The sequence below is a fragment of the Pseudoalteromonas byunsanensis genome, from assembly GCF_001854475.1.
Classification (GTDB): Bacteria; Pseudomonadota; Gammaproteobacteria; order Enterobacterales; family Alteromonadaceae; genus Pseudoalteromonas; species Pseudoalteromonas byunsanensis.
In genome coordinates this window covers 18904-44101 of sequence record NZ_MNAN01000007.1, presented here as the reverse complement: position 1 = coordinate 44101, position 25198 = coordinate 18904, and the positions used below count along the sequence as shown (strand labels likewise).

22 protein-coding genes are annotated in these 25198 nt (G+C 43.6%); 16 read left to right on the top strand and 6 right to left on the bottom strand.

What is annotated here, in order from left to right; all coding sequences use genetic code 11:
- The first annotated feature begins 14 nt into the window (after positions 1-14).
- The 12 genes from BIW53_RS00585 (at position 15) to BIW53_RS00530 (ending at position 13626) form a co-directional block, all read left to right on the top strand.
- On the top strand, positions 15-2030 hold the full coding sequence (locus tag BIW53_RS00585; protein WP_070989623.1) for a Hint domain-containing protein: 2016 nt from the start codon (positions 15-17) through the stop codon (positions 2028-2030).
- Positions 2031-2070: 40 nt separating this feature from the next.
- On the top strand, positions 2071-3330 hold the full coding sequence (locus tag BIW53_RS00580) for a hypothetical protein (RefSeq protein ID WP_070989621.1): 1260 nt from the start codon (positions 2071-2073) through the stop codon (positions 3328-3330).
- Positions 3331-3340: 10 nt separating this feature from the next.
- On the top strand, positions 3341-4171 hold the full coding sequence (locus BIW53_RS00575; RefSeq protein ID WP_070989619.1) for a GEVED domain-containing protein: 831 nt from the start codon (positions 3341-3343) through the stop codon (positions 4169-4171).
- Between the two features lie 10 nt (positions 4172-4181).
- Positions 4182-5648, top strand: coding sequence for an internalin (locus BIW53_RS00570; RefSeq protein WP_070989617.1), 1467 nt, complete (start codon positions 4182-4184; stop codon positions 5646-5648).
- A 52-nt stretch (positions 5649-5700) separates the two neighbouring features.
- Positions 5701-6762 carry a hypothetical protein gene (locus tag BIW53_RS00565; protein ID WP_070989615.1) on the top strand — a complete coding sequence of 354 codons (1062 nt, stop codon included), beginning with the start codon at positions 5701-5703 and terminating at the stop codon, positions 6760-6762.
- 11 nt (positions 6763-6773) lie between these two features.
- The gene (locus tag BIW53_RS00560; RefSeq protein ID WP_070989614.1) at positions 6774-7409 is read left to right on the top strand and encodes a PKD domain-containing protein; all 636 of its coding nucleotides are present in this window, start codon (positions 6774-6776) and stop codon (positions 7407-7409) included.
- Positions 7410-7745: 336 nt separating this feature from the next.
- Entirely contained in the window at positions 7746-9293 is a 1548-nt protein-coding gene (leuA, locus tag BIW53_RS00555; protein ID WP_070989612.1) for a 2-isopropylmalate synthase, read from the top strand.
- Positions 9290-10366: a 3-isopropylmalate dehydrogenase gene (gene leuB / locus BIW53_RS00550; protein WP_070989610.1), complete on the top strand. Its 1077-nt coding sequence runs from the start codon at positions 9290-9292 to the stop codon at positions 10364-10366. Before leuA ends, leuB begins: the two co-directional genes overlap by 4 nt.
- A 57-nt stretch (positions 10367-10423) precedes the next feature.
- Positions 10424-11824 carry a 3-isopropylmalate dehydratase large subunit gene (gene leuC, locus BIW53_RS00545; RefSeq protein ID WP_070989608.1) on the top strand — a complete coding sequence of 467 codons (1401 nt, stop codon included), beginning with the start codon at positions 10424-10426 and terminating at the stop codon, positions 11822-11824.
- A complete protein-coding gene (gene leuD, locus BIW53_RS00540; protein WP_070989606.1) occupies positions 11824-12423 on the top strand; it encodes a 3-isopropylmalate dehydratase small subunit in 600 nt (199 codons plus the stop codon). Before leuC ends, leuD begins: the two co-directional genes overlap by 1 nt.
- A gap of 93 nt (positions 12424-12516) precedes the next feature.
- Complete coding sequence (locus BIW53_RS00535; protein WP_070989604.1) at positions 12517-13113, top strand: hypothetical protein; 597 nt, start codon at positions 12517-12519, stop codon at positions 13111-13113.
- 96 nt (positions 13114-13209) lie between these two features.
- Positions 13210-13626 (top strand): globin family protein, encoded by a 417-nt coding sequence (locus BIW53_RS00530; protein ID WP_070989602.1) that lies wholly within the window; start codon positions 13210-13212, stop codon positions 13624-13626.
- Positions 13627-13680: 54 nt separating this feature from the next.
- Here BIW53_RS00530 and BIW53_RS00525 read toward each other — a convergent pair whose 3' ends face one another.
- Positions 13681-14061 (bottom strand): hypothetical protein, encoded by a 381-nt coding sequence (locus BIW53_RS00525; RefSeq protein ID WP_070989600.1) that lies wholly within the window; start codon positions 14059-14061, stop codon positions 13681-13683.
- 59 nt (positions 14062-14120) lie between these two features.
- On the opposite strand from BIW53_RS00525, the gene BIW53_RS00520 reads away from it, so the two are divergent.
- Positions 14121-14573, top strand: coding sequence for a tellurite resistance TerB family protein (locus tag BIW53_RS00520; RefSeq protein ID WP_070989598.1), 453 nt, complete (start codon positions 14121-14123; stop codon positions 14571-14573).
- Between the two features lie 47 nt (positions 14574-14620).
- On the opposite strand, the gene hemN is transcribed toward BIW53_RS00520, so the two are convergent.
- Positions 14621-15991 carry an oxygen-independent coproporphyrinogen III oxidase gene (hemN, locus tag BIW53_RS00515; RefSeq protein WP_070989596.1) on the bottom strand — a complete coding sequence of 457 codons (1371 nt, stop codon included), beginning with the start codon at positions 15989-15991 and terminating at the stop codon, positions 14621-14623.
- A 119-nt stretch (positions 15992-16110) separates the two neighbouring features.
- Positions 16111-18141, bottom strand: coding sequence for a methyl-accepting chemotaxis protein (locus BIW53_RS00510; RefSeq protein ID WP_070989594.1), 2031 nt, complete (start codon positions 18139-18141; stop codon positions 16111-16113).
- Positions 18142-18400: 259 nt separating this feature from the next.
- Here BIW53_RS00510 and BIW53_RS00505 point away from each other — a divergent pair, with 259 nt between their 5' ends.
- On the top strand, positions 18401-18763 hold the full coding sequence (locus BIW53_RS00505; protein WP_070989592.1) for a hypothetical protein: 363 nt from the start codon (positions 18401-18403) through the stop codon (positions 18761-18763).
- Positions 18764-18902: 139 nt separating this feature from the next.
- Here the strand turns inward: BIW53_RS00505 and BIW53_RS00500 are convergent, their stop codons facing one another.
- The 3 genes from BIW53_RS00500 to hslR form a co-directional block, all read right to left on the bottom strand.
- Positions 18903-20441 (bottom strand): phosphoenolpyruvate carboxykinase, encoded by a 1539-nt coding sequence (locus tag BIW53_RS00500; RefSeq protein WP_070989590.1) that lies wholly within the window; start codon positions 20439-20441, stop codon positions 18903-18905.
- A gap of 252 nt (positions 20442-20693) precedes the next feature.
- On the bottom strand, positions 20694-21539 hold the full coding sequence (gene hslO, locus BIW53_RS00495; RefSeq protein WP_070989588.1) for an Hsp33 family molecular chaperone HslO: 846 nt from the start codon (positions 21537-21539) through the stop codon (positions 20694-20696).
- Between the two features lie 10 nt (positions 21540-21549).
- A complete protein-coding gene (hslR, locus tag BIW53_RS00490) occupies positions 21550-21960 on the bottom strand; it encodes a ribosome-associated heat shock protein Hsp15 (protein WP_070989586.1) in 411 nt (136 codons plus the stop codon).
- A 209-nt stretch (positions 21961-22169) separates the two neighbouring features.
- Here hslR and gspC point away from each other — a divergent pair, with 209 nt between their 5' ends.
- Entirely contained in the window at positions 22170-23078 is a 909-nt protein-coding gene (gene gspC, locus BIW53_RS00485; protein ID WP_070989584.1) for a type II secretion system protein GspC, read from the top strand.
- Between the two features lie 27 nt (positions 23079-23105).
- Positions 23106-25172 carry a type II secretion system secretin GspD gene (gene gspD / locus BIW53_RS00480; RefSeq protein WP_070989582.1) on the top strand — a complete coding sequence of 689 codons (2067 nt, stop codon included), beginning with the start codon at positions 23106-23108 and terminating at the stop codon, positions 25170-25172.
- Positions 25173-25198: the final 26 nt, after the last annotated feature.

The following is a 25198-nucleotide window of genomic DNA, read 5'->3' as shown; positions in this document are numbered from 1 at the left end:
CAAAAGGAATACCGATGAAAATCTTAAGCTTATCAATAGCTTTGGCGCTTGGGGCAAGTTCAGCGCTAGCTCAGACCTCTGTATCTCATCCTGTTAATCCGATTAATGTTGAGCAGGCTCATGTAAAAGGCGAGCCTACATCATACGCTACATCGAACTTGATGAATAAAGCTCAAAGCAATCGTTTAAAGTCACGCTTGGCTAAATACGGTTTAACCAAAAAGAACCGTCCACACCTGTATAACCTAATTGATAAGCAGCTTTATCAAGGTGAAAAGGTTGAGTTATCCAATGCGGATAAATTGAGCTATAGTGCGACTTCTGAAAATTGTAATACTCACCCTTCGAATGTATGTTCTTTCTTCAAGCACATGGGTTTTGAAGTCGCAACATTACCGGGAACAACTGAAAAATACCTAGTTGTATCAGCACTTAACAGTGAGCGAGTACCGACTAACTATACGTTCATTGATATTACGCTGGTGGATCAAAATGGTCGTTCGATCACTTTGCCACGTTATGCTGAGTTCTTCGGTGATGGCCCAGAGCAAAAACGCAAATCTATCTATTCTGCGGTTAAAGTAGAGAGCGCCATTGAGTCTATCAAAAAAGCGGAGCGTGTTTATGCTGACGCTTGGGTTACTGTGGTATATGAAGATGCCAACGGCAATGAAGTAATTGAAGACAGAAACACAAAAGTAGAATATCCACGAGACACATTACTTGCGGTGTTAGGTTACATTGAACCTGATGAAACGCTCATGAGCCAGTCAGAGCTTCAGTCAACTGCCAGTATTGGCACGTTTGCTGAAATGCCAACTCCTAGCATTCCAATTGGTTCAAATGTCACTCACCCAGCGGATATTGCGACTGGTACAGAGGAAGAGCCAAAGATCATCGTATGTTTGAACAGAAACTATGGTGACTGTGACTATGAAAATATTTATCCGTCTAATACGCCAAATGGTGACATGAAGTTAAAAGTACCATTCATTGGTGAGTACGTGATCATGGGTAAAGTGAAAACGATTTACCGCCCAGACTGGACGGAACTTAATGTCGTAGAAAATACGGATGGTTCGTTGTCGTTAGAAGTTGGTGAGAAGATAGTAAAACCAACTGAGGCAGAGCGTGGTTCAAACATCTTTATTCAAACAAAAGAGGGTGGCGGCGCAACAGAAATTGCGGGTAATCCTTACAGCGAAATTGCCAACTTCTTTGCTGATCGTATCGAAGTTGAATATATCCCTTATCGCACTCGTACATTGACTAGGTTGCACTGGAACATTACTCGCAATGAAGGTGTATTTGGCGATGCAACACTGTATGGCCGTTACCAAGATGCAAACTGGATCATGAACATTGCGGTTGCTAACGAACCTCGCCCAGGTTCAGCGCCAAGAATCGAAACTATCGTTGTGGGTTCAACAGGAATGGGGACTTGGGAAGACTTAGATCACCCTCCAATGCAAATCGTGTATAGCTGTTTGGCGAAGGGCAGCATGATCCTACTACCTGACGGCTCAGAAATGCCGATCGAAAAACTTAGCGTAGGCGACACCGTATTAGGTGCTAGTCAGTACAGTCCTAATATTCGCTTGCCACTTGAAATCAAAGACATCTCAATTGGTGTTGAAGCGATCCCTATGGTGAAACTAACAACGCGTGAAGGTAAAACGTTATTGTTGACAGAATCTCACCCAGTGATCACACAAGCAGGTCAGCCAGTATGGGCGAAAGATATCAAAGTGGCTGATCAAATTCAGATGCATGGCGGCTTCGGCTTCATCACTAAGGTTGAGCGTGTGAAATACAATGACGCAGTATATAACCTCAAACTTGGTCGTACTAAAGATGATCCTAAGCATCGTGTGAATGAAACGTTCAGCATGTTTGCAAACAGTGTTCAGGTTGGTGATTTAGCAACACAAAGCGCTAACGAGTTCAAAGAAATCGTTGAAACTGAACAAGATGTGCTTATCCGTCTGCCAGAGAGTTGGCACAAAGATTACCTAAATAGTAAACGATAAGTTGGACTGGCCCTTCGGGGCCATATCACGGAGTGAAAATATGAAAACTTTTATTTATAGCGGCATTATGTGCGCATTATTTGCGACATCAAGTCATGCAGCGCAGAACCCCTACGACTTCCTAGATAAGCAAGATGATCCGCAAAGTAAGCAAAATGCCCAAATGGCAGAAATGATTGACGCAGTTCCTTTGGGTACTGCTTATAAGCGAGCGGGAGATTCGTATCTAGGTTTACAATCTGTGTTGGGCACGGAAGCTGAGCACTTGGGTAATACCAATATCGACTTTCGTGTAGGCGTAGACTTGGCCTACGAGCAGGCATTGAAACTGATCGATGGTAAAGTAGATATCGGCTTTAAATTTCCAGCGGTTCGTGTTGATGCTGGGGCTAACTATGCAAAAGACATTAGTGCTGACAAATACACAGGAACCTATACGGTGTATTCGTCTGTTAAGCCTAAATCTAGAATTCTCATGCCATCGTCGGCTAGTGGCTTCCAACCAACACAAGCCGCTATTGACTTAGCAAACGCTCAGCCTGGTAACAAAGCAAACAACTTAGGTGAAGGCTTTGTTGCTGGTTTCGCGTATGGCTCAAACGTCGTGATTAATATGAAAATTGATTATCGAGATGAGCAGGATAAACGTGCAATTGGTGGCTATTTGAGCGTTGATTGGATAGGTAAAGTCAAAGTTGATGGCCAATTACAGAAGATTGATGATGAAAAGCGTCAATCGGTCAAAATTACCATCAGTGGCTATCAAAGTGGTGGTGATCCTAACCGCCTATTAAGCATTATTCCAAACGGCATCATGCAGTGTACGTTGCTTAACCCAGAGCCATGCTTCAACTTGTTTGAAGCTGCGGTTAATTACCTCAAACAAGATTACATCAATCAGTTTGATTCTCTGGATGACTACAACGTTACAGAAACCTACATCAGTGATTACACGGACGCAGGTCCAGGCCTTCAACAATTAGTACCAGACACGGGCTACGTACAGGCAAATTATCTAACCAAGCTAGTGGTAAAAGAGCTTACCGCACGTTGGATTGAAGAGCGCTTAACATATCGTAGAGCGAAAAACCTTCAGCGTTATTATGCCGCGCAATTTACAACAGAGCAGTTAGATCAATTAAGTGAGATCGAATCTTTCAGCCGCAATAACGCCAACCTGTTTGCAGACATGGTGGATTACTGTGAGGCTAATCCAGAAGGAAACTACTGTATTGATTATGAAGCTGCCAACATGGCTTACTACCGTGATTACAGCGTCTACAGTGATGTATTAAAGTAAGGACATAACAATGAATAAATTCGTATTCGTCGCAGCCTCAATGATGGGGGTTGCAATGCATGGACACGCTAACGAAGATGTAGCGCAGCAAGCAAATTATAATGAACTGGGTGACTTACTCACCGTATCTCAGGCTGAAGGTCGCTTTGAGTGGCTGGCTAAATGTTACGATGGTTTGTTAGTGGAAATCTGGGAACAGATGTATAACACCACAGACATTGTTCCTAAAGAGCAAAAGCTCAATCAGCTAAAGGCGCTGTGGTTAACTCCAAACAAGGCGCAATATTTGACATTCGCAAATAGCGATTTCACCAATCCATATGGTTGGCAGGCGGGTAACAGCGAAGCTGAAGCTTGCAGCACAATGCCGCCTGAATATGTTCCCGTAGCATTACAAACAACTCAACTTACTCATGAGTACTGCGCTAATAAGAGCTTTGATAATGAATGGGAATGGATTGAGAAAGTGACAGTGGAAGACTTTGTACATGAGTCACTTAGCCATGATTACACGGCGGTGTCAGGTAAAGTCATTACCCTACCAGCGGGTCGCACCGTCAAGATGTCCGTAACACCGGGCAACAAAGAGCCTGAATACCCATCTTATGTTGCACTAAGAGTGTGGATTGATTGGAACCAAGATGGTCAACTTGGCGCAAATGAAATCGTCTATAAGTCGGCTTCTGATGCACCGTTTCAGTTCACTTTTGATGTACCGACAGATGCCCCAGAAGGGGTGACTCTGATGCGCGTTGCCAGTGATGCTGGTGGTGGCTCAGATGATGCCTGTAAGCGCACCTTGTACGGTGAAGTGGAAGATTATTTGGTGACAATTCGTTAAGGACAAAGCAATGAAACCTATTTACTCATACATGTTACTGCTTGGACTTAGCAGCTCGGCGGCAGTAGCGAATGACATTAAAGCAGCAAACACAGGCTCAACAATCTCTGGTCTAATCAATGATCATGTTGCGATTGGTACGGCTTATGACAGCCAGCTAAAGCGATTCTTAAATGTACAACCTGTAGCAGGGCGTATTGATGAAACGTTTGGCAATACCGAACTGAAATTTAAAACTGGCATTGATATGAGCTATGACGATCTACTAAGCACGTTAAATGGTAGTGTTGATATTGATGTAAACTTCCCCGTTGTGCGCGTCTCTGCTGGAGCGAGCTTGGCGAAGGAGATGGCATCAAGTACTTACTCAAGCTCCTATACATTCAGTGCAAGCAGCACTCCAAAAAAGAGACTGTTTTTACCTGAAGATAGCAATGTAGGTTATACCCTATCGCAAGCGGGTAGCGATATTGCAACAAATCATCAGGCAAAGTTGCAGCAGTTAGCGGGTGATGAATTCGTGTCGGCAATTGAATACGGCGCAAACATTATGGTTAACCTTAAGATCGATTACGGTAGCAACCGTGATAAATCTGAAATTGGCGGTTACTTGGATGTAGACCTATATGGCGGCGTATTTAATGTCGGCGGTCAGCTGAAGTATTTACAAGATGACACTAAATCATCAGTAAAAATTACCGTGCGTGCAATCCAGCATGGTGGTGATCCTAAGCAGCTACTAACAATTATTCCAAACAACATTATTACCTGTTCTTTGGATAATCCTAAGCCGTGTTTCGATATGTTTTATGAAGCCGTTAAATATGCCAAAGACGGCTTTAGAAGTCAGTTGAATACGTTAAGTGACTACAACGTAGTGCGTTATTACACCACTCGTTATGACAGCTCGTCGTTAGCATTACGTCCACTGGTACCAGAGTATCTTACTATTCGTAATGCCACTAAGTGGTTGATCACTGAGCTTGAAGATGAATTCAAACAGGCTGTACTAGATGAGCAGCGTGCGACTAACTTACTCACTAGTTACTACGCGTATTTGCCAGAAGAACAGCGCACTTCAGTGGAGCAAATAAAAGATCTTGCCTATGACAATGCTTGGTTCCTGTACAACGCAGCTAAGTTCTGTAGGGACAATCCATTTGGTACATCATGTGAAGATGAACTTCAGAAGATGAAAGATGACTGTATACGTCGCGGAAAAACGTGTCCTGCAAATTATGATGCAACCAAGCTACAGTTACCGCAATCGGATCGTCTTGACTGGAAACAGTGTGAAATTGCACGCCAAGAAGCTGTTCGTTCAGGCGCAGTGATTGAAGATGAAAGCGTTAAGTATCGTAACATGAGATGGGCACCTACATTTATTGATGCAAGTGCACCAGCCAGAGGTGTTTTGAATTGGCGTTTATGTGAAGCTGCTTTGAGTACCTATGGCAGTGCGTTTAACGCGGGTTAATACCATTATGAGCCAGAACGTGTATGCGTTTTGGCTCTTTCAAGGAGTGAATATGAGAGCGATACTGTATGGGGCGCTAGTGTGTTTCAGTGTAGGCGCATCGGCGCAGCGATACTACAGCGAACTATTTTCTGAGCAGGACTTGGGAAAATCATTTGCTGTGCAAACTCATAAAGTTGGTGACAAATGTTTAACTGGAACGGTTGTTCATACGCCGGTAAGTTCAGGGGAGTTAGATTACTTACAACGTCAGAATGAAACGCAAATTCGCAGACGTACATTTGGTGAACTGCACGGTGGCGTTAATCTATTCATTATTGCCGGTAGCGTATCGACATCCATGACACATCGAAATGCGACCGATACCTTGAGTTTGACATCACAACTGCATTTGAAGTTGGAGCAAGGATACAGCGCACTGGAAGAGCGTCAAGTGGTTGCCGGATACGAAGATCTATCCTGTGGGAACGATTTTGTCTATCAGGTTAGGTATGGTAGAGACTTATTTCTAAATGCGCGGTTACATTTTCGCACGGAAGAAGATTACAAAAAGTTTGTGACCAAGATCAAAATCAGAGTGCTGTTTTTCAAGAAAACTAAAACCAAGATAAAAGAAATCGAAAAGTTTGCGGCTAACGCGGTATTGTCGATAGATGCTAACTCCAATGGTGCATTACCAGCTGGGTTAGAGCAGCTTATGGCAAATAACCCGAAACATTGCCGAGGCAATAATATCACGCCATGTTTAGATACATTACAAAAGCTGGCGGATTATACCTTTGGTGGTCCGTTAAGTTCGGAGCTGAATAATTTGCCAAAAATAACTCGAAGCATCATGATAGAATCCTATCAAGATTCGGGTCATTATGAACTGTCATCGCTACAAGGTATGCAAAGTAGCGAACAGTATTCGGATGTATGGTTAGCTATTGATGAACGCTATGGCAAAGCTGTGCGAGATGTGCAGCGCGCAGAAGCATTTTTAGCCGTAGCAACTGAGGATGAACAACCAGATGCCCAAGCGCAATTCGATGCGGCAAAGGTTAATTTAGAGGAAATGGAAGTTTTGCGGTCTAGCTGTTTTGCGGACCCTAACCAACCTCAATGTAGATAAGGAGTAATTAAGTGTTTAAGCAATTATGGATGATAGTCGTCCCATTCTGTATGTTTTTGTCTTGGCATGGGAGTGCCGCAGACAATGCCTCTGAACAGTACTTTTGGGACTTTGGAGATGGAAGCTATTCTCACGAAGCACAGCCGTTACATCAGTATCAAAAGCCTGGCATCTACCAGGTGCGAAAACTGACTTACCAAAATGGTAAACAAATCGCCGAAAAAATCAAAGTTGTTGATCTGATCACCCCTAACGTGTCGGCTATAAATATCCTTGGACCAAGCACTGGAAAGACTCGGCAGGATTTGACCTATCTCGTTGACTTGAATGCTAAAGCAGAGTTGGATCTACAGTATTACTGGCTTCTATCCAATGGCGCTAGTTATCAGGGAAGTCAGTTTATTTTTACGCCAGAACAAGTCGGTTCATATCAAATTACCCTCCAAGCGAAGTTTGAACAAACGCTTATTTCTGAGCAAAGTGTACATGTTACTGTCACTGAACAAGATGACAGTGATAACACGGCAGAACCAGAACAACCTACTGATGATGCTGACAGCAGTGGTGGACCGCTTTGTTTTATACTGCTGTTGTGTTTATTTAGTGTGATTTTGAGAAAAATTTCATTTAACAAATTTACTCAGTAATACCTTAAGCTCTAGTTAATTTCTGCATTAGGAGTGTAATGGTGAATTAATTTTGTGGCTTTTTGTGTTTTTTTGGCTTTGTTTTTCTTTTTCTGTCTCAATATTTAATGTTTCGTGGAATTTTTATGCTTGATCTGGATTTGTTTCCCATGTTAAAACATAGCCAATCCATCAACAGGACGATTATGCTCAATGAATAAAATCACGCTTTTGTCACTACTGCTTAACCTCTTACTGATTAACTGTGAGAGTGGGGTGTAGTGCGCGTAATTGAGCAACTACTTTGAACCCCGCACATTGCGGGGTTTTTTTATTTTTGGGGATGAGGAATAAGTAATGCAGGATAAAGTCTGGATTTTTGATACTACGTTGCGTGATGGTGAGCAAGCTTTAAAAGCAAGCCTAACCGAAGATGATAAATTGCAGTTAGCACATGCCATAAGCCGTTTGAATGTCGATGTAATGGAGGTTGGCTTTCCAGTTTCGAGTCCTGCGGATTTTAGAGCGGTACAGCGTATCGCCACAGAGGTGCGTAATCCCATAATCTGTGGTTTGGCGCGTGCTATCAGCAAGGACATAGAAGCGTGCGGTGAAGCACTCAAACCTGCACAACGAGGCAGAATCCATACATTTATCGCCACCAGTCCACTGCATCTTGAGCATAAATTGAGAATGAGCTTGGATGATGCGACTGCTATGGCGGTGAAGTCTATTAAGCTGGCGAGGAAATATACCGATGATGTCGAGTTTTCTTGTGAAGATGCAGGTCGCACACCATATGGTGACTTATGTCGTATCGTTGAATCAGCGATTAATGCGGGGGCATCGACCATTAATTTGCCGGACACGGTGGGTTATGTGACTCCGGATGAATACGCTGCGATGATCCATCATTTGATGAACAATGTGCCCAATATTGATAAAGCGCGTTTAAGTGTGCATTGTCATAACGACTTAGGCTTGGCGGTAGCCAACTCCATTGCTGCGGTGCAAGCGGGGGCTAGACAAATTGAGTGTACCGTCAATGGCATTGGTGAACGAGCAGGTAACTGTTCACTAGAAGAAGTGGCAATGATCATGAAAATGCGTCAAGACCACTTAAAAGTACGTACCGACATCCACAGCGAAGAAATCTACCGTGCCTCTCGTCAGGTCGCAAAAATTTGTAACATGGCCGTGCAGCCAAACAAGGCGATTGTGGGTGAGAATGCTTTTGCTCACAGTTCCGGCATCCATCAAGATGGTGTTTTAAAAGCCCAAAATACCTATGAAATCATGTCACCAGAAAGCGTCGGTGTACCAAATAACCAATTGAACATGACTTCGCGTTCGGGGCGACATGTTATTGAGCACCGTTTAACCGAGCTGGGTTATCAAAAGTCTGACTATGATATGGACAGCTTGTACGAAAGCTTTCTGGTGTTAGCCGATCAAAAGGGAACTGTGTATGACTATGATCTGGAAGCCATGATTTATTTTAACCAGATCAATGATGACGAAGATCACTACAAGTTGGAATTCGTCAATTCCACCTCTAATTCACAGTCTGTGGCCAGCTCTACTATCGGTATGACCGTAGGTGAACAATCAAAACAAGAAGCGGCTACTGGAAATGGTCCTGTTGAGGCGTCATTTTTGGCGATTGAGCGTATCACAGGCATGGCTGTCGAAGTGATTGAGTATAACTTAGATGCGACAGGACAAGGGGCAAGTTCACTTGGCCAAGTTGACATTATTGCTAAATACAATGGTCGACAGTATCACGGTGCGGGTCTTGCCGCCGATATTGTTGAAGCCTCAGTGCGGGCGATGATCCGCGTTTACAATCTAATTGATAGAGCGCAAAAAGTCTCTAGTTTAAAACAACAAAGGAAAGCAGGATGAGCCAAACAAGTTACCAAGTTGCCGTACTCGCAGGAGATGGCATTGGCCCTGAAGTGATGTCAGCAGCGCTGAGTGTACTCGATGCGGTAAGTGACAAGTTTAATTTTACGCTGTTGAGTGAACATCATGCCATTGGTGGGGCCGCCATTGATGAGTTTGGTCAAGCCTTGCCGCGCGCAACATTAGCAGCATGCGAAGCGGCTGATGCTATTTTGTTTGGCTCTGTAGGAGGCCCAAAGTGGGAAGGCTTACCACCGGATCAGCAACCAGAACGAGCGTCACTTTTACCGCTTAGAAAACATTTTGGTCTGTTTTGTAATCTACGTCCTGCGCAGTTACTCCCGGCTTTAAGCAAGGCATCACCACTGCGTGCTGATATTAGCGAGCGAGGCTTTGACATTTTATGTGTGCGTGAGCTGACAGGAGGTATCTATTTCGGTGAGAAAGGCCGTGAAGGTACAGGATTGGAAGAGTCAGCTTATGACACTCAACGTTATTCAAGAGCTGAAATTGAGCGCATTGCGCGCTTTGCATTTGAAGCGGCAAAGTTACGCAGTAATCATGTGACATCTGTAGACAAAGCGAATGTATTGGCTTCTAGCGTATTATGGCGTGAAGTAGTCACGGAAGTCAGCAAAGACTATCCCGAAGTAAAGCTTGATTATATTTACGTTGATAACGCAGCGATGCAGTTAGTTAAGCAGCCGCAGCAATTTGATGTGCTGCTATGTGACAACTTATTTGGCGACATTCTATCTGATGAATGTGCCATGATCACCGGCTCTATGGGGTTGCTGCCTTCAGCGAGTTTGAATCAATCAGGTTTTGGCTTGTATGAACCTGCTGGTGGTTCAGCTCCTGATATCGCTGGCAAGGGCATTGCGAATCCTATCGCACAAATTCTCAGTGCGGCGTTGATGCTCAGATATTCTCTTGGTCAGGATGAAGCCGCACGCAGTATAGAAAAAGCGGTTGCAGAAGCGGTGGCATCTGGAATTGGCACACCTGATATTTTTCCAAGCGCTGGCTACACCACACAAGATGTAGCTCAGGCAATCGTCGCAAGAATTTAATGTTAATTTGAGCTGACAGTCTTCGTCAGGCGGTCAGCGAAGTTGAGGATGTAGCAAGTGGCACAAACCTTATACGACAAAATTTGGCAATCTCATGTGGTTGCGAAAATTAATGAACAAACCGATTTGCTTTACATTGATAGGCATTTAGTACATGAGGTGACATCTCCACAGGCCTTTGCTGGACTGCGCGAGAAGAACCGTGTGGTACGTTGCCCTGAGAAAACTTTTGCAACCATGGATCACAACGTATCGACCAAAAGTCGCTCGTTAGATGCCGCAAGCGATGTGTCTAAAAACCAGCTTATGGCGTTGGCACAAAACTGTGAAGAGTTTGGCATAGTTCTGTACGATTTGAACTCGATTAATCAAGGAATTGTGCATGTTATGGGGCCTGAGCAGGGGATAACTTTACCTGGCACAACCATTGTTTGTGGTGATAGTCATACCTCAACTCATGGGGCTTTTGGTGCACTGGCTCACGGTATTGGTACTTCTGAAGTAGAGCATGTGCTGGCCACTCAAACCCTCCAACAGAAAAAAGCCAAATCACTGAAAATTCAAATTAATGGGTTACTTCGTCCAACGGTCACCGCGAAAGATCTCATTATGGCGGTGATTGGTAAATTGGGGACTGCGGGGGGCACCGGATATGTTGCCGAATTTTGTGGTAGCGCGATAGAAGCCTTGTCGATGGAAGCTCGGATGACTCTGTGTAACATGAGTATTGAAATGGGTGCTAAGGCTGGTTTAATCGCGCCCGACGAAATCACGTTTCAATATTTAAAAGGGCGTCCCTTTGCGCCTCAAGGAGAAGATTTTACTTCTGCCGTAGAGTATTGGAAAACCTTCCATTCAGACGAGGGCGCGCAGTTTGATTTTGTAGTAGAAATGGACGCTGCGGATATTCAGCCTCAGGTGACATGGGGAACCAGTCCTGAGCAGGTGATTGGTATTGATGAAGTGGTACCAGACCCAGATCTTGAAACTGATTTGATAAAAGCGGATGCTATTCGCAATGCCCTAAAATATATGGGGCTTACAGCGGGGCAAAAGCTGTCGGATGCGAAAGTTGACACGGTGTTTATTGGTTCTTGTACCAACAGCCGTATAGAGGACTTACGTGCGGCAGCCGAGATCGTAAAAGGTAAACATGTAGCTCAAGGTGTTGAAGCGCTGATTGTGCCAGGTTCAGGCTTGGTGAAACAACAAGCTGAGCAAGAAGGGTTAGCTGATATTTTTAAAGCCGCAGGTTTTGAATGGCGCGAACCGGGCTGTTCAATGTGTTTGGCAATGAATGATGACCGGCTTGAGGCGGGTAAACGTTGTGCGTCAACATCTAACAGAAACTTTGAAGGGCGACAGGGTCGTGGTGGTCGAACGCACCTGGTTAGTCCAGCGATGGCGGCTGCTGCTGCCATTGCGGGTTATTTTACCGATATTCGAGGACAAGCTTAATGAGTTGTTATCACCAAGGGTTATTGGCACCACTAGACAAAAACAACGTGGATACGGATCAGATCATTCCTAAGCAATTTCTAACATCGACCAGTCGCGAGGGCTTTGACAAAGCGTTATTTTATGATTGGCGTTATTTAGATAGTGGTGAGGAAAATCCAGACTTTGTGTTGAACCGAGCGTGTTATAAAGGGGCTTCTGTGCTACTTACACGCGATAATTTTGGTTGTGGTTCTTCTCGAGAGCATGCCCCATGGGCGCTCAAGCAATATGGCTTTACGGTTATCCTAGCGCAAAGCTTTGCTGACATTTTCTTTAATAACTGTGGCAACAATCAAATGTTATGTATTGCGCTGCCAGCCAGTACATTGGATGCGCTTTTTGAATTGACTCAAAAGCATGACGATATTCAAGTGGAAGTGGACTTGGCACAGCAGCAGTTGCGCAGCCAGTATTTTGATGCAATTGACTTTGAAGTACGCCCAGACATTAAAGCTCGGTTACTTAGTGGCCTAGATTTTATTGGTGAAACTGAACAGCTTAATAATCAAATAGATGCATTTGAACAGCAGCTAAAAACACAGCGACCTTGGCAGTAATGGCGTTAGAGTAGCGTCGAGTTTAAACGTATTTGATTGCAACAGACCAAAGAGCTGGCTACTCTTTGGTTTTTTATTTTAGGCACTTAGATAATGAAATATATTGCTCTTAGTACGCTGGCTTTGGCCAGTATGACAGTTTTTTCTCGCCCCGCACCATTGGTTTCAATTGCGACCCATGACGCATTTTTCAATCAGATTGCTCAACATTGCGGTAAGGCATTTGAAGGAGAAGTGTCAGTAGATAACGCTTCAGGTCCAAGTAGCTTTGCGAACAAAAAGTTAATCATGCACGTGCGTCATTGTACTGAGCAACAATTACAAGTGCCGTTTCATGTCGGTGATGACGCTTCACGAACTTGGATAATCAGTAAAACAGGAAGCGGTCTGAGTTTAAAACATGATCACCGCCATCAAGATGGTAGTGATGATGCATCGACCATGTATGGAGGGCATACAGTTGATGCTGGATACAACAATGTACAGTCGTTTCCGGCAGATCAGTATTCCAAAGAGTTATTTGTTCGCCAAGGTATCCCGCAATCTGCCGGCAACACATGGCAAATGTTTATTTATGAAGACAGCTTTAGCTACCGCATGGTCCGCGAAGGCAGAGAGTTTCGAGTCGACTTTGACCTGACACAACCGATTAAACCACCTGCTGCTCCTTGGGGATACAAAGATGAATAATCGGAATTAAATTCGCGCTTCTGGGTTTTAGTGGCTATTTTTATGTGGTCACTAAAGCGTCGTTCTGGTTCGACGTTGCATGTATAAGGAAGCGCCATGGCTATAACAGAAAGACAAAAAAAATTGGTACAAAGTAGCTTCGCCAAAGTAGAGCCCATCTCAGAGCAAGCTGCTGATATCTTCTATACGACCCTATTTGAATACGATCCAGCGTTAAAACCATTGTTCAAACATAGTATCAAATCCCAAGGTCAAAAACTTATGGCGACATTGAAGCTGGCCGTTGCGGGATTAGATGACTTGGAAAAACTGATACCTGTACTTCAGGGCTTAGCTGAACGTCATGTTGGTTATGGGGTAGAAGCAAAAGATTTTACACCGGTCGGCAACGCCTTATTACATACGCTGAAAGTTGGTTTAGGTGATGATTGGGATAGTGAATTACGTCAGGCTTGGGTTGATACTATACATGTTGTAGTTGATGTAATGAAAGCTCACTCCTTTAGACAGTAGTGACATTGCAAAACGGCTGGAACGTACTGATTTGATAACCAGCCGTATTGAAAATTACTTGATACAGCGCACCTCTGCGATGAGATCTGGCTGGTATGGTCTTGGTGACGTTGGTAACTTTTCAAGACTCTGCACCCCTTGTTGCAAGGTAATTTGCGCAGTGCTCCCTTGGCATAAGCGTTTGCTATGGCGTAGTAAAAACACACTTTGTTGCAAAAAATGCCGATAGTTATCCGATTTTATCTGTAATAAGTAGTGTGCATTATTATACTGAGTTTGCTCATAGTGAACTTTATGATCAAAGTCATAATGCTTTTCGGGTTTACCTTGTTCTGTTTTGGTATGCTGACAAGCACTAAGTAGCAGTATACTTGATACAATCAATATACTTGTAACATATTGGTTATTATGGCTATTTAACCTTTCTGAGAGCATGTATGCTTGATCCATAAGTTTTAAATCAAATTAAGTCTAACATACAGAGGGTTATCTCGTTGTTAAATCATCTGAAGAAGTTATTACAAAGCGCCACAACGCAGGTTCCAAAGCCGCTGGAACTTGAATTTAATACTGCACTTGCAGCATTATTGGTTGAAGTTATGCGTGCTGATGGTAAAACGTTGGCAAGTGAACAGGATAAAATTCGAGACATACTTACTAGTCGATGTCAGTTGGCGGCTCAACAGGTTGAACGACTGCTAAGCCAAGCCCAACAGCATGTTGAACACGCGATAGATTTATATGCATTTGTTAAGCAAATAAATCGTCAAACTTCAGATATAGAACGTATCGAGATCATTGAGTTACTTTGGCTTGTCGCATTCGCTGACGGTCACTTAGACAGTCATGAAGATCATATCATTCGTAAAATATCGGGGCTTTTATATGTCGCTCACGTTGACTTTATAGCCGCAAAAATAGCTGCACAAGAAGCCATGGAAGAATAGCCTGCGCTGAAAATAAACACCATTGTCCTGATAGACGAGCGGGTCCATTAAATGACCCGCGAAAAACGTGCTGTTTTTAACTGTTGTTGTAAGTAAGCATCAAAGCACATACAGATGATCCGAATAAACAGATTTCCTTTACTAGTTACAGTTATTTTTTTTGGAGTTATCTCTACTAAACCATCTTCAGCCAGTGGTGCAAGGGCACGCAGAGCATCCGCAAAGTGGCTGTTAAAATCTAGGTTGTGTATTGCTTCAAATTGCGAGATATCTAACTCGAAGTGACAGATCAGCTGCTTGATCACCGCCGCTCTAAGTTTGTCTTCATCGTTTAGTTTCATGCCTTTGTGAATGGCAAACCCCTGTTGGTTTACGGCATCATAATAAGCCTTGAGTTCTTTTTCATTCTGTAAAATAGCATTGCCTATTTGTGAAATAGATGAGACACCCAGACCCAGTAAGTCGCACTCCCCATGAGTGGTGTAACCCTGAAAATTGCGATGTAGCTTACCGTGCTGTTGTGCAATAGCCAGTTCATCCTGTTTTTTAGCAAAGTGATCCATGCCAATAAATTGATAACCTGCCGCCGTCATTTGCGCGAGGGTATTTTTAAACATGGTTAGCTTTTGCTCAGGAGTAGGCATATCTGCTTCTTTTAATTTGCGCTGAGCTGCGAATTTATCGGGTAAGTGAGCATAGTTAAACACAGAAACTCTGTCTGGACTCAGTGCGATGAGCTTTTCAATACTTTGAGCGAAGCTTTCAGGAGTTTGATGCGGGAGCCCGTAGATCATATCAGCATTTATGGACTTAAATCCTAGCTCTCTTGCTTGTGTTAGTAATGCAATCACATCTTCCATATGCTGAGGGCGATTCACTGCCTCTTGCACTTGATCATTAAAATCCTGGACACCAAATGAAACACGATTAAAGCCAAGGGTCTTCAAGTGTTCAAGCATGTTGTTAGCCAATGAGCGAGGGTCTATTTCTATGCTACGTTGTGCCTTAGGCGTAAAAGTAAAATGTTGTTCCAGCATGCTAAGCAGGCGACTCATTTGGGCTGGACTCAAAAAGGTGGGGGTACCACCACCTAAGTGCAACTGTTCAACTTGGTAATGTGCAAACAGTGGTGCTTGCGCTTTTATCTCTAACTCTAGATTATCTAAATACGTATCAGCCTTGTGCTGATGGCGCGTTACTATCTTATTGCAACCACAGTAGTAGCAAAGTTGATGACAAAATGGGATATGAACATACAGTGACAGTGAGTGACTACTCGAAGCTTGAATTGCTGCACGTAGCGCCGCTACATCATAACCTGACTGTAGAGACAACGCAGTTGGATAAGAAGTATATCTGGGGCCAGAGACATTATACTTTTTTATCAGGGAATCATCCCAAGTTGGTAAATTAATCACGTTAAGCACTCACTTTTTCGCACATAAGTTGGGAGTGTTAGTATAGGACTAGGCATGATGCTGAGTATTGATCTGCCGCAAGGATGTGATGCGCTCTTTCGAGCACATCACGAAGGGGGTTAGAGCTTAAATTGATTAACCGTACCGTTAAGGGCCTTAGCGAGGTCATTCAAATCTTTGGCTTCGCTTGCTAGTGTTTGAGCATGATGAGCCGTACTGTTGACCAAATCATTAATGGTATTGAGACTGTTGTTAATGTCTTCGGCCACCACCGTTTGTTCTTCGGTTGATGTGGCGATTTGATGACTTTGATCTTGTACTGTCACTACTGAATCGGCAATTTCTCGTAGTGAGTCAAGCACGCCTTGAGTTTGTTCTACAGTGCTTTGCGCCTGCTCCTGACCTTTTTGCATCATACTTGATGCTTGCTGAGCTATCTGCTGTAAGCGCGAAATCATGTTGCGAATATCATCGGTAGACTCTTGTGTGCGACTTGCCAGTGAGCGTACTTCATCGGCTACAACAGCGAAACCACGGCCCTGCTCACCAGCGCGCGCAGCCTCAATAGCCGCATTCAGTGCCAACAGGTTAGTTTGCTCTGCAATGCCATTGATAACGTCAATGACGGCACCGATATTACTGGTTTCTTGCTCTAAGCCAGAAACAACTTTCGCCGCTTCACCGATATGTGCGGATAGCTCGGTCATCACTTGTTGCGCTTGATTTGAACGAGTGGCACCGTCTTGTGTCATACGTTGCACGGTTTCAGCTGCTTGGTTAGTTTCTTGTGCATTGCGGGAGATTTCCGTCACTGTGGCGGCCATTTCAGTTACCGCAGCACTAACGCTATCTACTTGTTCTTTTTCTTGTTGAATTTCAGAATTGGTACTTGTTGAGACATCACTCAATTGTGCGGCTGCATTTCCTAACTGCGAAGCTTGAGCCGCTGTATCAAGCATCATGGCACGTAGTTTATCAATGAAAGTATTCATATGATGGGCAAGCTGACCCACTTCATCTTGACTAGTGATATTAATACGTTGAGTTAAATCACCATCACCCGAGGCTATATCACGCATGGTTAGCGTCAATGTAGTAATGGGCTTGGCTATCATATGCGTTGCCCACCAGATCATGGCAACCACAATTGCAAGAATGACAACCACTGAGGTGATTGTGGTCATAACAGCCTGCTCTACCGGTTCTTCAATCAAACTCACCGGAATGAGAATACCGAGGCGCCAATCTAAAATTGGGGTTTCCAGCTCCACCGTGTTGAATACGACGTAGTATTCTTTACCTTTTAATGTAACAACAGAGGTGCCAGATTTGTTACTTTGCATTTGTTGATTAAGTTGGCTAAACCCGTGGGTATCAGCAAAGCGTTGTTCCAGTGCCTCTAAACCTTCTTTGCCATTGGGGCCCTCATCGGTAATGGAGAGGTCATGTCCCGTTTGTTTTGATAAGTGAACAACTTTAAAGTTATTGTCGAGTAAGAAGCCATAACCTTGATCATGAAAGCGAATGTCTTCAACTAACGCACTGATACGATTAATTTGTAGATCAACCCCGCCAATCCCGACTAATTCACCACTGCTGTTACGTACGGGCTGTTGTACAACTGCAGATACAGCACCGGTATTGATATCAACAGTGGGTGTGCCAACATACAAATCATTGTTATTTAGAGCGTCTTGCCACCAACCTCGCTTGTAGGCGTAATAAGGATTTCCATCGGCGAACTTGGAGGTGCGTTCATTTTCTTTAAAGTACTCACCTGTTTTTGCAGAGCCAAAGAAAGCAGATAAGACATTTTCATCGCCGCTACTAATACGAATGAAATCCTTGTTGATATCTTCATAACCCTCCAGTGTGGATAGATCACTTTCTCGGGTATCGTATTGCTCAAAAAAAGCAATCATATATGGGCTGGTAATAAATGACTTAACCAGTTTACCGTATTGAGCAAAAAACGACTCCATCGAGAGTTTTTCGCCATATAGGTAGCTTTGAGCTTCGCGTTCAACACCCTGTCGCGACAAGGTCGCAATGTGGTTCACAAAATAGCTCGATGCAATAATCAACAGCACTGAAATGGTGCCGCCTATGAGTAGGAGGATTTTTTTCCTCAAAGATAAATTTTCAAGCATGGTATGTTCTTTTTCTTGGTAATGCGCAAACCTTAATCAAACCATATCTGTTACTGCTTTGCTACCATTTGCGCTGAGCGATATTGTTTACGAGATACTAAGTATAGTTTAAAGAGCCATCGTTTTAATAATAAATACAAGTGATACGGGCACGGCTTAGAAATGTCTGTTTCTTTTTTGTTGACGTGGTGTTTTTATGGTGTTTATATAATGTTGCCACATGGGGTGGCTAATTTAATTCATGTAAAAGGATATTTTTATGAAAAACATTGTTATTGCGTCTTTGGTTATAGGTATGCTTAGCGGTTCAGTTTTCGCAGCTTCAGAAAAAACTAATGAAGTTGTAGTTGGTTCGTTTGGAGAGATCACCACAGGAAGTGGATATACTACAGCTGAAATGTCTATACCAGAGTATAAGAAGTACTTTCGGTATATTGGCAGTACAGATGAAGTGGCGAATATTACTAGTAAATGTCGTATTCTTACTTATGTTTATCATGACTCAGATTTTAATAATATTAAACCTGTAGACTATCGTATTCAAGCCTATTCCAAGACAAAGCTCTATAGAGATTACCAAGGGCTGAGAAATCGCTTTGCGTCAGCACAAAGGTTATGTTAGTGCTAGGTAGCTGAAAGGGAAATTATGGTGTAGTTATTACTACACCATTATAAAAACAAACAAAACAAAAAAACGCCCAACGAGGGGCGCTTTTGATAAAGGAACTGGTTCACCTAATAGGTTTACCGAGTCGGCTTAATTAGCCACGAGGACCTGCCTGTTTGATGGCGTCAGAAACATCGTATTTTGCGAAGTTTTCTTTAAAGTCCGCAGCCAGTTTAGCCGCATACTCAGCATATTTGCCTTTGTCTTCCCATGTATTTACAGGGTTAAGTAAGGCGCTGTCTACACCTGGTACTGCAACTGGTACATCTAGGTTGAGTGATTCAATGTGAGCGGTTTCAACATCCGCTAGTTTGCCAGATACAATCGCATCGACAACAGCACGTGTAGTTGGAATGTCAAAACGCTTACCAATACCGTAAGGGCCACCAGTCCAACCTGTATTTACCAAGTAAACCTTCGCGCCAAATTCACGTACACGCTTCATTAGAAGCTCAGCGTAAACACCGGCTGGACGTGGGAAGAAAGGTGCGCCAAAGCAGGTTGAGAATGTTGATTCGATGTCAGCAGTTGAGCCGATTTCAGTTGAACCTACTTTTGCAGTGTAACCACTTAGGAAGTGGTAAGCCGCTGCTTCTTCTGAAAGGATAGATACCGGAGGTAAAACGCCACTCACGTCACAGGTCAAGAACACAACTGCCTTTGGTTCACCTGCACGGTTTTCTACTTTACGCTTTTCTACGTGCTCAAGCGGGTAAGCTGCACGGGTGTTTTGCGTTAGGCTGGTATCTTTAAAATCAGGTACACGGTTTTCATCAAGTACCACGTTTTCTAGGATGGTACCGAATTTGATGGCATTCCAGATAACAGGTTCATTCTTTTGTGACAAGTCGATACATTTCGCGTAACAACCGCCTTCAATGTTAAATACACTGCCCGGTGCCCAGCCATGCTCGTCATCACCAATAAGGAAGCGAGTAGGGTCAGCAGATAGCGTTGTTTTACCCGTACCAGATAAGCCGAAGAATAAAGCTGTATCACCTGCTTCACCCACGTTTGCACTACAGTGCATTGGTAATACGCCCTTGGCAGGTAGCAGGAAGTTTTGTACTGAGAACATTGATTTTTTCATTTCACCAGCGTAGTGCATGCCAGCAAGAAGTACTTTTCTGTCTGCAAAGTTGATGATCACAGTACCATCGCTGTTTGTACCATCGCGCTCAGGGTCACAAACAAATGAAGGCACATTCATTACTTGCCACTGAGGTAAGTCAGATGCATTGTAACGTTCAGGTTTAATAAACATGTTCTTAGCAAAAATATGGTGCCATGCAGTTTCTGTCGTAACCACTACCGGCAAGTAGTGCTCTGGATCTGCACCCACTTCTAAGTGAGAGACGAAGTGGTCTTTGCTTTGTACGTGTGCTTCAACACGAGCCCATAGTGCATTAAATTTTTCAGCATCGAATGGGCGGTTAACGTTACCCCATTGGATGTCATTTTCAGTGCTTGGCTCTTTTACGATAAAACGATCACTTGGTGAACGGCCTGTACGACGGCCAGTATTAGCTACGAAAGCCCCATTTGCGGCTAAAGTGCCTTCACCACGGCTAATGGCGTGTTCGACAAGTTCGGCTGCAGTTAAATCGACAAAACGAGTAGCGCTTGAAGTCATGTTATTACCTAAATGTGAGAATTGAACGGGATAGCTCTGAGTTCTTAAGCTGAATTTATAGTACCAGATGGTTTTGAGATATTCGAGCTTTTGGAGGCTCTAAAAAGGCATAAAAACGTCAAAAAACTTAAATAATTTCAATGATACCGGTGTCATGAAAATTACTAAATTTGTGATACCGGTGTCATTTTTTGACAACAAAAAAGCCGTCATTTCGACGGCTTGATATTGGAAACATTCGCTAAGGCAAATTTAGTTAAAAATAGCCTTAATGTCGTCCTTGCTGAAAACGTAGTTTTTCAAGCAATAATGACAGCTGATATTGATCTCACCTTGCTTTTCAATATCTGCAAGCAGCGCTGCTTGACCCACATTAACTAACGCATTAATGGTTTTTTCTCTGCTACAACCGCAAACGAAGTTAATTTCCTGAGGCTCGAACAGTTGTGGGTTGTCTTCGTGATACAAACGTGTCAGCACGGTTTGTGCATCTAAGTCCAGCAATTCTTCATCTTTAATGGTATTGCTCAGCGCTTCTAAATGTACAAAGTCCTCTTGTGACTTTTCTTTGTCCACAGGCAGTACCTGCAAAAATAGCCCCGCAGCTTTGACGCGCTCACCTTCGGTACTTGTGGCAAACCATAAGCGAGTTTTAAGCTGCTCAGATTGTGTAAAATAATCTTCCAGGCATGCAGCTAACGAATCGGATGTTAGTGGCACGATCCCTTGGTAACGCTCCCCTTTGATGGGGGTAATGGTAATAACCATGTAGCCTTTACCCATCAGGTCAGGAACCGTTGTGCCAGTAATGTCACCTTGTAGTCTTGCAACACCACGCATGTTTTGCTGATGATCACCATTGATAACTGCATACTTTACTGGGCCGTCGCCTTGTAACTGTACTGCTATGTCACCTTCAAACTTTAAAGTGGCCGTCAATAAACTGGTCGCAACTAATAACTCACCGAGTAATGCTTGCACTGCTTGTGGATAGTTATGTCCGGCAATGATCTCATTAAAGGTATGATCAATTTGTACCAGTTCGCCGCGTACATCGAGTTTTTCGAAAATATAGCGGTGGAGTAAATCAGGTTGCATTTATTAAATCCTAGCTTGATTTCAATTTGAGTAGTTCGCGTCTTTGCTTTTTGTCCGGTTTGTTAACAGGATGTGGTGCAAAAAAGCTGTTGTTCTTGCGCGCTATTGCATTTTGCTCGCGTTTTATTACACTTTGTTCCGATTCTCGGTAAGATTGCAGTGCAATGGGCGCTGCTTGGCGTTTGTCGAGTAACACTAAAACAGTGACTTCTTTCTCATCAAACCCCTGTGCTAGCTTAATGGTGGCACCGAGTTCAACTAACTTACTGGGTTTACAGCGTTGCCCGTTATAGTGTACTTTACCTCCTTGGACCATTTCTCGAGCGATCGCTCGAGTCTTGTAAAACCGTGCAGCCCATAGCCATTTATCTAGCCTGACGGCGTCATTTTGCTGTGGTTGTTCGGAGGATTTTTTAGTCACAATTTATTAACCATAAAGAATGTGGAATAATGCGACAAATTTAGCATATTTCAATGTTCAAAAAAAGGTCGTGGAACTCTCGCGATGTATTGTGTTCAAAGGGATACCCATTGACCACTCAGTGAAGACAAACTGTCATGTTAGTGCGCTTGTTGAATTTACACTGAAAAGGTACACTGGGAAGCTCAATAGAATAAGAAAAGACGGATATGGAATTACAAATACAACAGTTACAAAAAGTATTGCTCGGGTTACCCCATGCAAAACTCAGTCGTTTAGTGGTTTTATTAGCTGTTGTTTATATCGCTTATTTAATGTCTCAGCTATTTTGGTTGGTATGGCCTCAGCCTGTAACGCAGCCGTTACCTTCTATGTCGTCGGTTTATGCCTCAACCAGTTCAGCTGTGAACAGCCAATCAATCATCCAACAAAACTTATTTGGTGATGCTGGTAGTAAGCCTGAAGAACAACCCCAAGCTATTGTTTCCGATGCCCCTCAGACTGCTTTAAATGTACGCCTAACGGGAATAGTGGCAGTGAGCTTAAATGACAGAGCAGGCCTTGCGATCATCGAATCTCAAGGTAGACAATCTACTTACGAAGTTCAACAAGCCATTGAAGGGACTCGTGCCAAGTTGGCTCAAGTGTTACCCGACCGAGTAATTTTAGACGTGAGCGGTCGTTTTGAAACCTTGATGCTTGATGGACTTGAGTACTCTACAAGCGTCGCTATGCCAGTGGCCCCTAAGTCTTCAGCCAGTGAGCGTCCATCGCAAAATAATCGCCCGCAGTTGATGCGTCGTGAGGTACCCAGTGAGCTTGAGCAAACGAAAGAAGAACTTTTGCAAGACCCAGGCAAACTACTTGATTATATTCGCATTACGCCAGATCGCAGTGCGGGCCAGTTATTAGGCTATCGCTTGAGTCCGGGCAAAGACCCCGACTTGTTTAGCAAGATGGGACTAAAAAATAATGATTTAGCTGTTGCTATCAATGGCTATCAACTCACGGACATGAAACAGGCTATGTCAGCCATGAATGAGCTAAGAAACAGCACAGATGCGACCATTACCATAGAGCGTGATGGCCAGATCATGAGCGTGCAATTTAGCCTGTAACAATAGTAAATTTGGAGTTTAAAAATAATGGGTAATAAGCTACACCTCACAAAAATCAAAAAAGGGTTAGCTAGATATGCGGCTCTGATGTTAGCAGCTGGATTGTCGCTTTCTGTGTCTGCTGTCGAGTATGCTGCCAACTTCAAAGGAACCGATATTAATGAGTTTATTAATATCGTTGGCAAGAACTTGAATAAAACCATCATTATTGACCCGAACGTGCGCGGCAATATTAATGTGCGCAGTTATGAGTTGATGGATGAGTCATTATATTACCAGTTCTTTTTAAACGTCCTTGAAGTTTACGGTTACTCGGTAACTGAGATGGAAAGTGGCGTACTAAAAGTAGTACGCAGCTCAGATGGCAAGAAAGGCAATGTTCCTTTAGTTGCAGGCGAAGAAATGGGTAACGGCGATGTGATGGTCACCCGAGTAGTGCGCGTCAAAAATGTAAGTGTACAAGAGCTTGGTCCGCTTATTCGTCAATTCAGTGATCAAAAAGATGGTGGTCATGTTACCAACTTGAACTCGGCAAACGTGATGATGTTGACGGGGCATGCCGCGTCGGTGAACCGTTTGGTTGATATTATTAAATCAGTTGACCAAGCTGGCGATAAACGTGTTGATATCGTCAAACTTAACCATGCTACAGCCGATGATGTGGTAACGGTTGTTGATAACATCTACAAAGATAGCGGTAAAGGGGCCATTCCTGACTTTTTAATCCCAAAAGTGGTCGCTGATAGCCGAACCAACAGCATTATCGTCAGTGGTGAATCTCAGGCGCGTAGTCGTGCCACAGAATTAATCAAACGCCTTGATAATGAGTTAGAAAATCAAGGTAACACCAAAGTGTTTTATCTCAACTACGCCAAAGCGGATGACTTGGTAAAAGTACTGCAAGGTGTTAGTAAAACCCTACAAGAAGACGCACAGGGTGGCGCTAATAATACCCGTAGCCGCACCAACAAGAATGAAACCAGTATTGAAGCACACCAAGATTCAAACTCTTTGGTGATCACCGCTCAGCCAGATACCATGCGTTCACTGTCACAAGTTATTGAAAAGCTAGATATTCGCCGTGCTCAGGTACTGGTTGAAGCGATAGTGGTAGAGGTATTCGAAAGCGATGGTATTAACTTCGGCTTGCAGTGGATCTCAGAGCAAGGCGGCATGTTGCAGTTTAATAACGGCAGTACGGTACCCATTGGTTCACTGGCGGTTGCTGCGGAGCAGGCAAGAGACAAGACCGTTACCAAAACTATCACGGGTCAAAATACTGAATTAAAAGAATATGATGAAACCATTGAAGGTGACTTAGGCCCATTAGGTCAGTTACTAGGTGGTGTAAATGGTTTAGCCATGGGTATCATCAAGAATGACTGGGGTGCCATTGTGCAAGCCATTTCTAGCGATACTAAATCGAATATTCTTGCTACACCGTCTGTGACAACCATGGACAACGAAGAAGCGTCTATGATCGTCGGTCAAGAAGTACCGGTGATCACCGGTTCAACATCGGGCGATAACAATTCTAATCCGTTCCAGACTGTTGACCGTCAAGAAGTGGGTATTAAGTTAAAAGTGACACCACAAATTAACGATGGCAGTGCGGTACAGCTGACTATAGAACAAGAAGTGTCTAGTGTCAGTGGTGCTACAGCGGTTGATATTGCGGTGAACAAACGTGCGATTAACACCACGGTTATTGCTGATGATGGCGGTATGGTTATCCTAGGTGGTCTGATTGACGAAGATGTACAGGAAAGTGTCTCTAAGGTACCACTATTGGGTGATATTCCAGTACTTGGACACCTATTTAAGTCAACAGGGACTACTAAACGTAAGCGTAACTTGTTGGTATTTATTCGCCCGACCATCATTCGTGATAGCCACAGCATGAACAAGCTGAGCCATTCTAAATACAACTTCATTCGTACCGAGCAGCAAATTCAGCAAGATGATGGCATTGACTTGATGCCATTTGAGCAAACTCCCGTATTGCCAGAGTGGAATGACGAATTGGTATTGCCGCCTACGTACGAAGAGTATCTGAATGAGCAAAACAATAATGAGCGTAACAATGATGACTGATAACAAGGTAGAGGCGGTTACTGAAG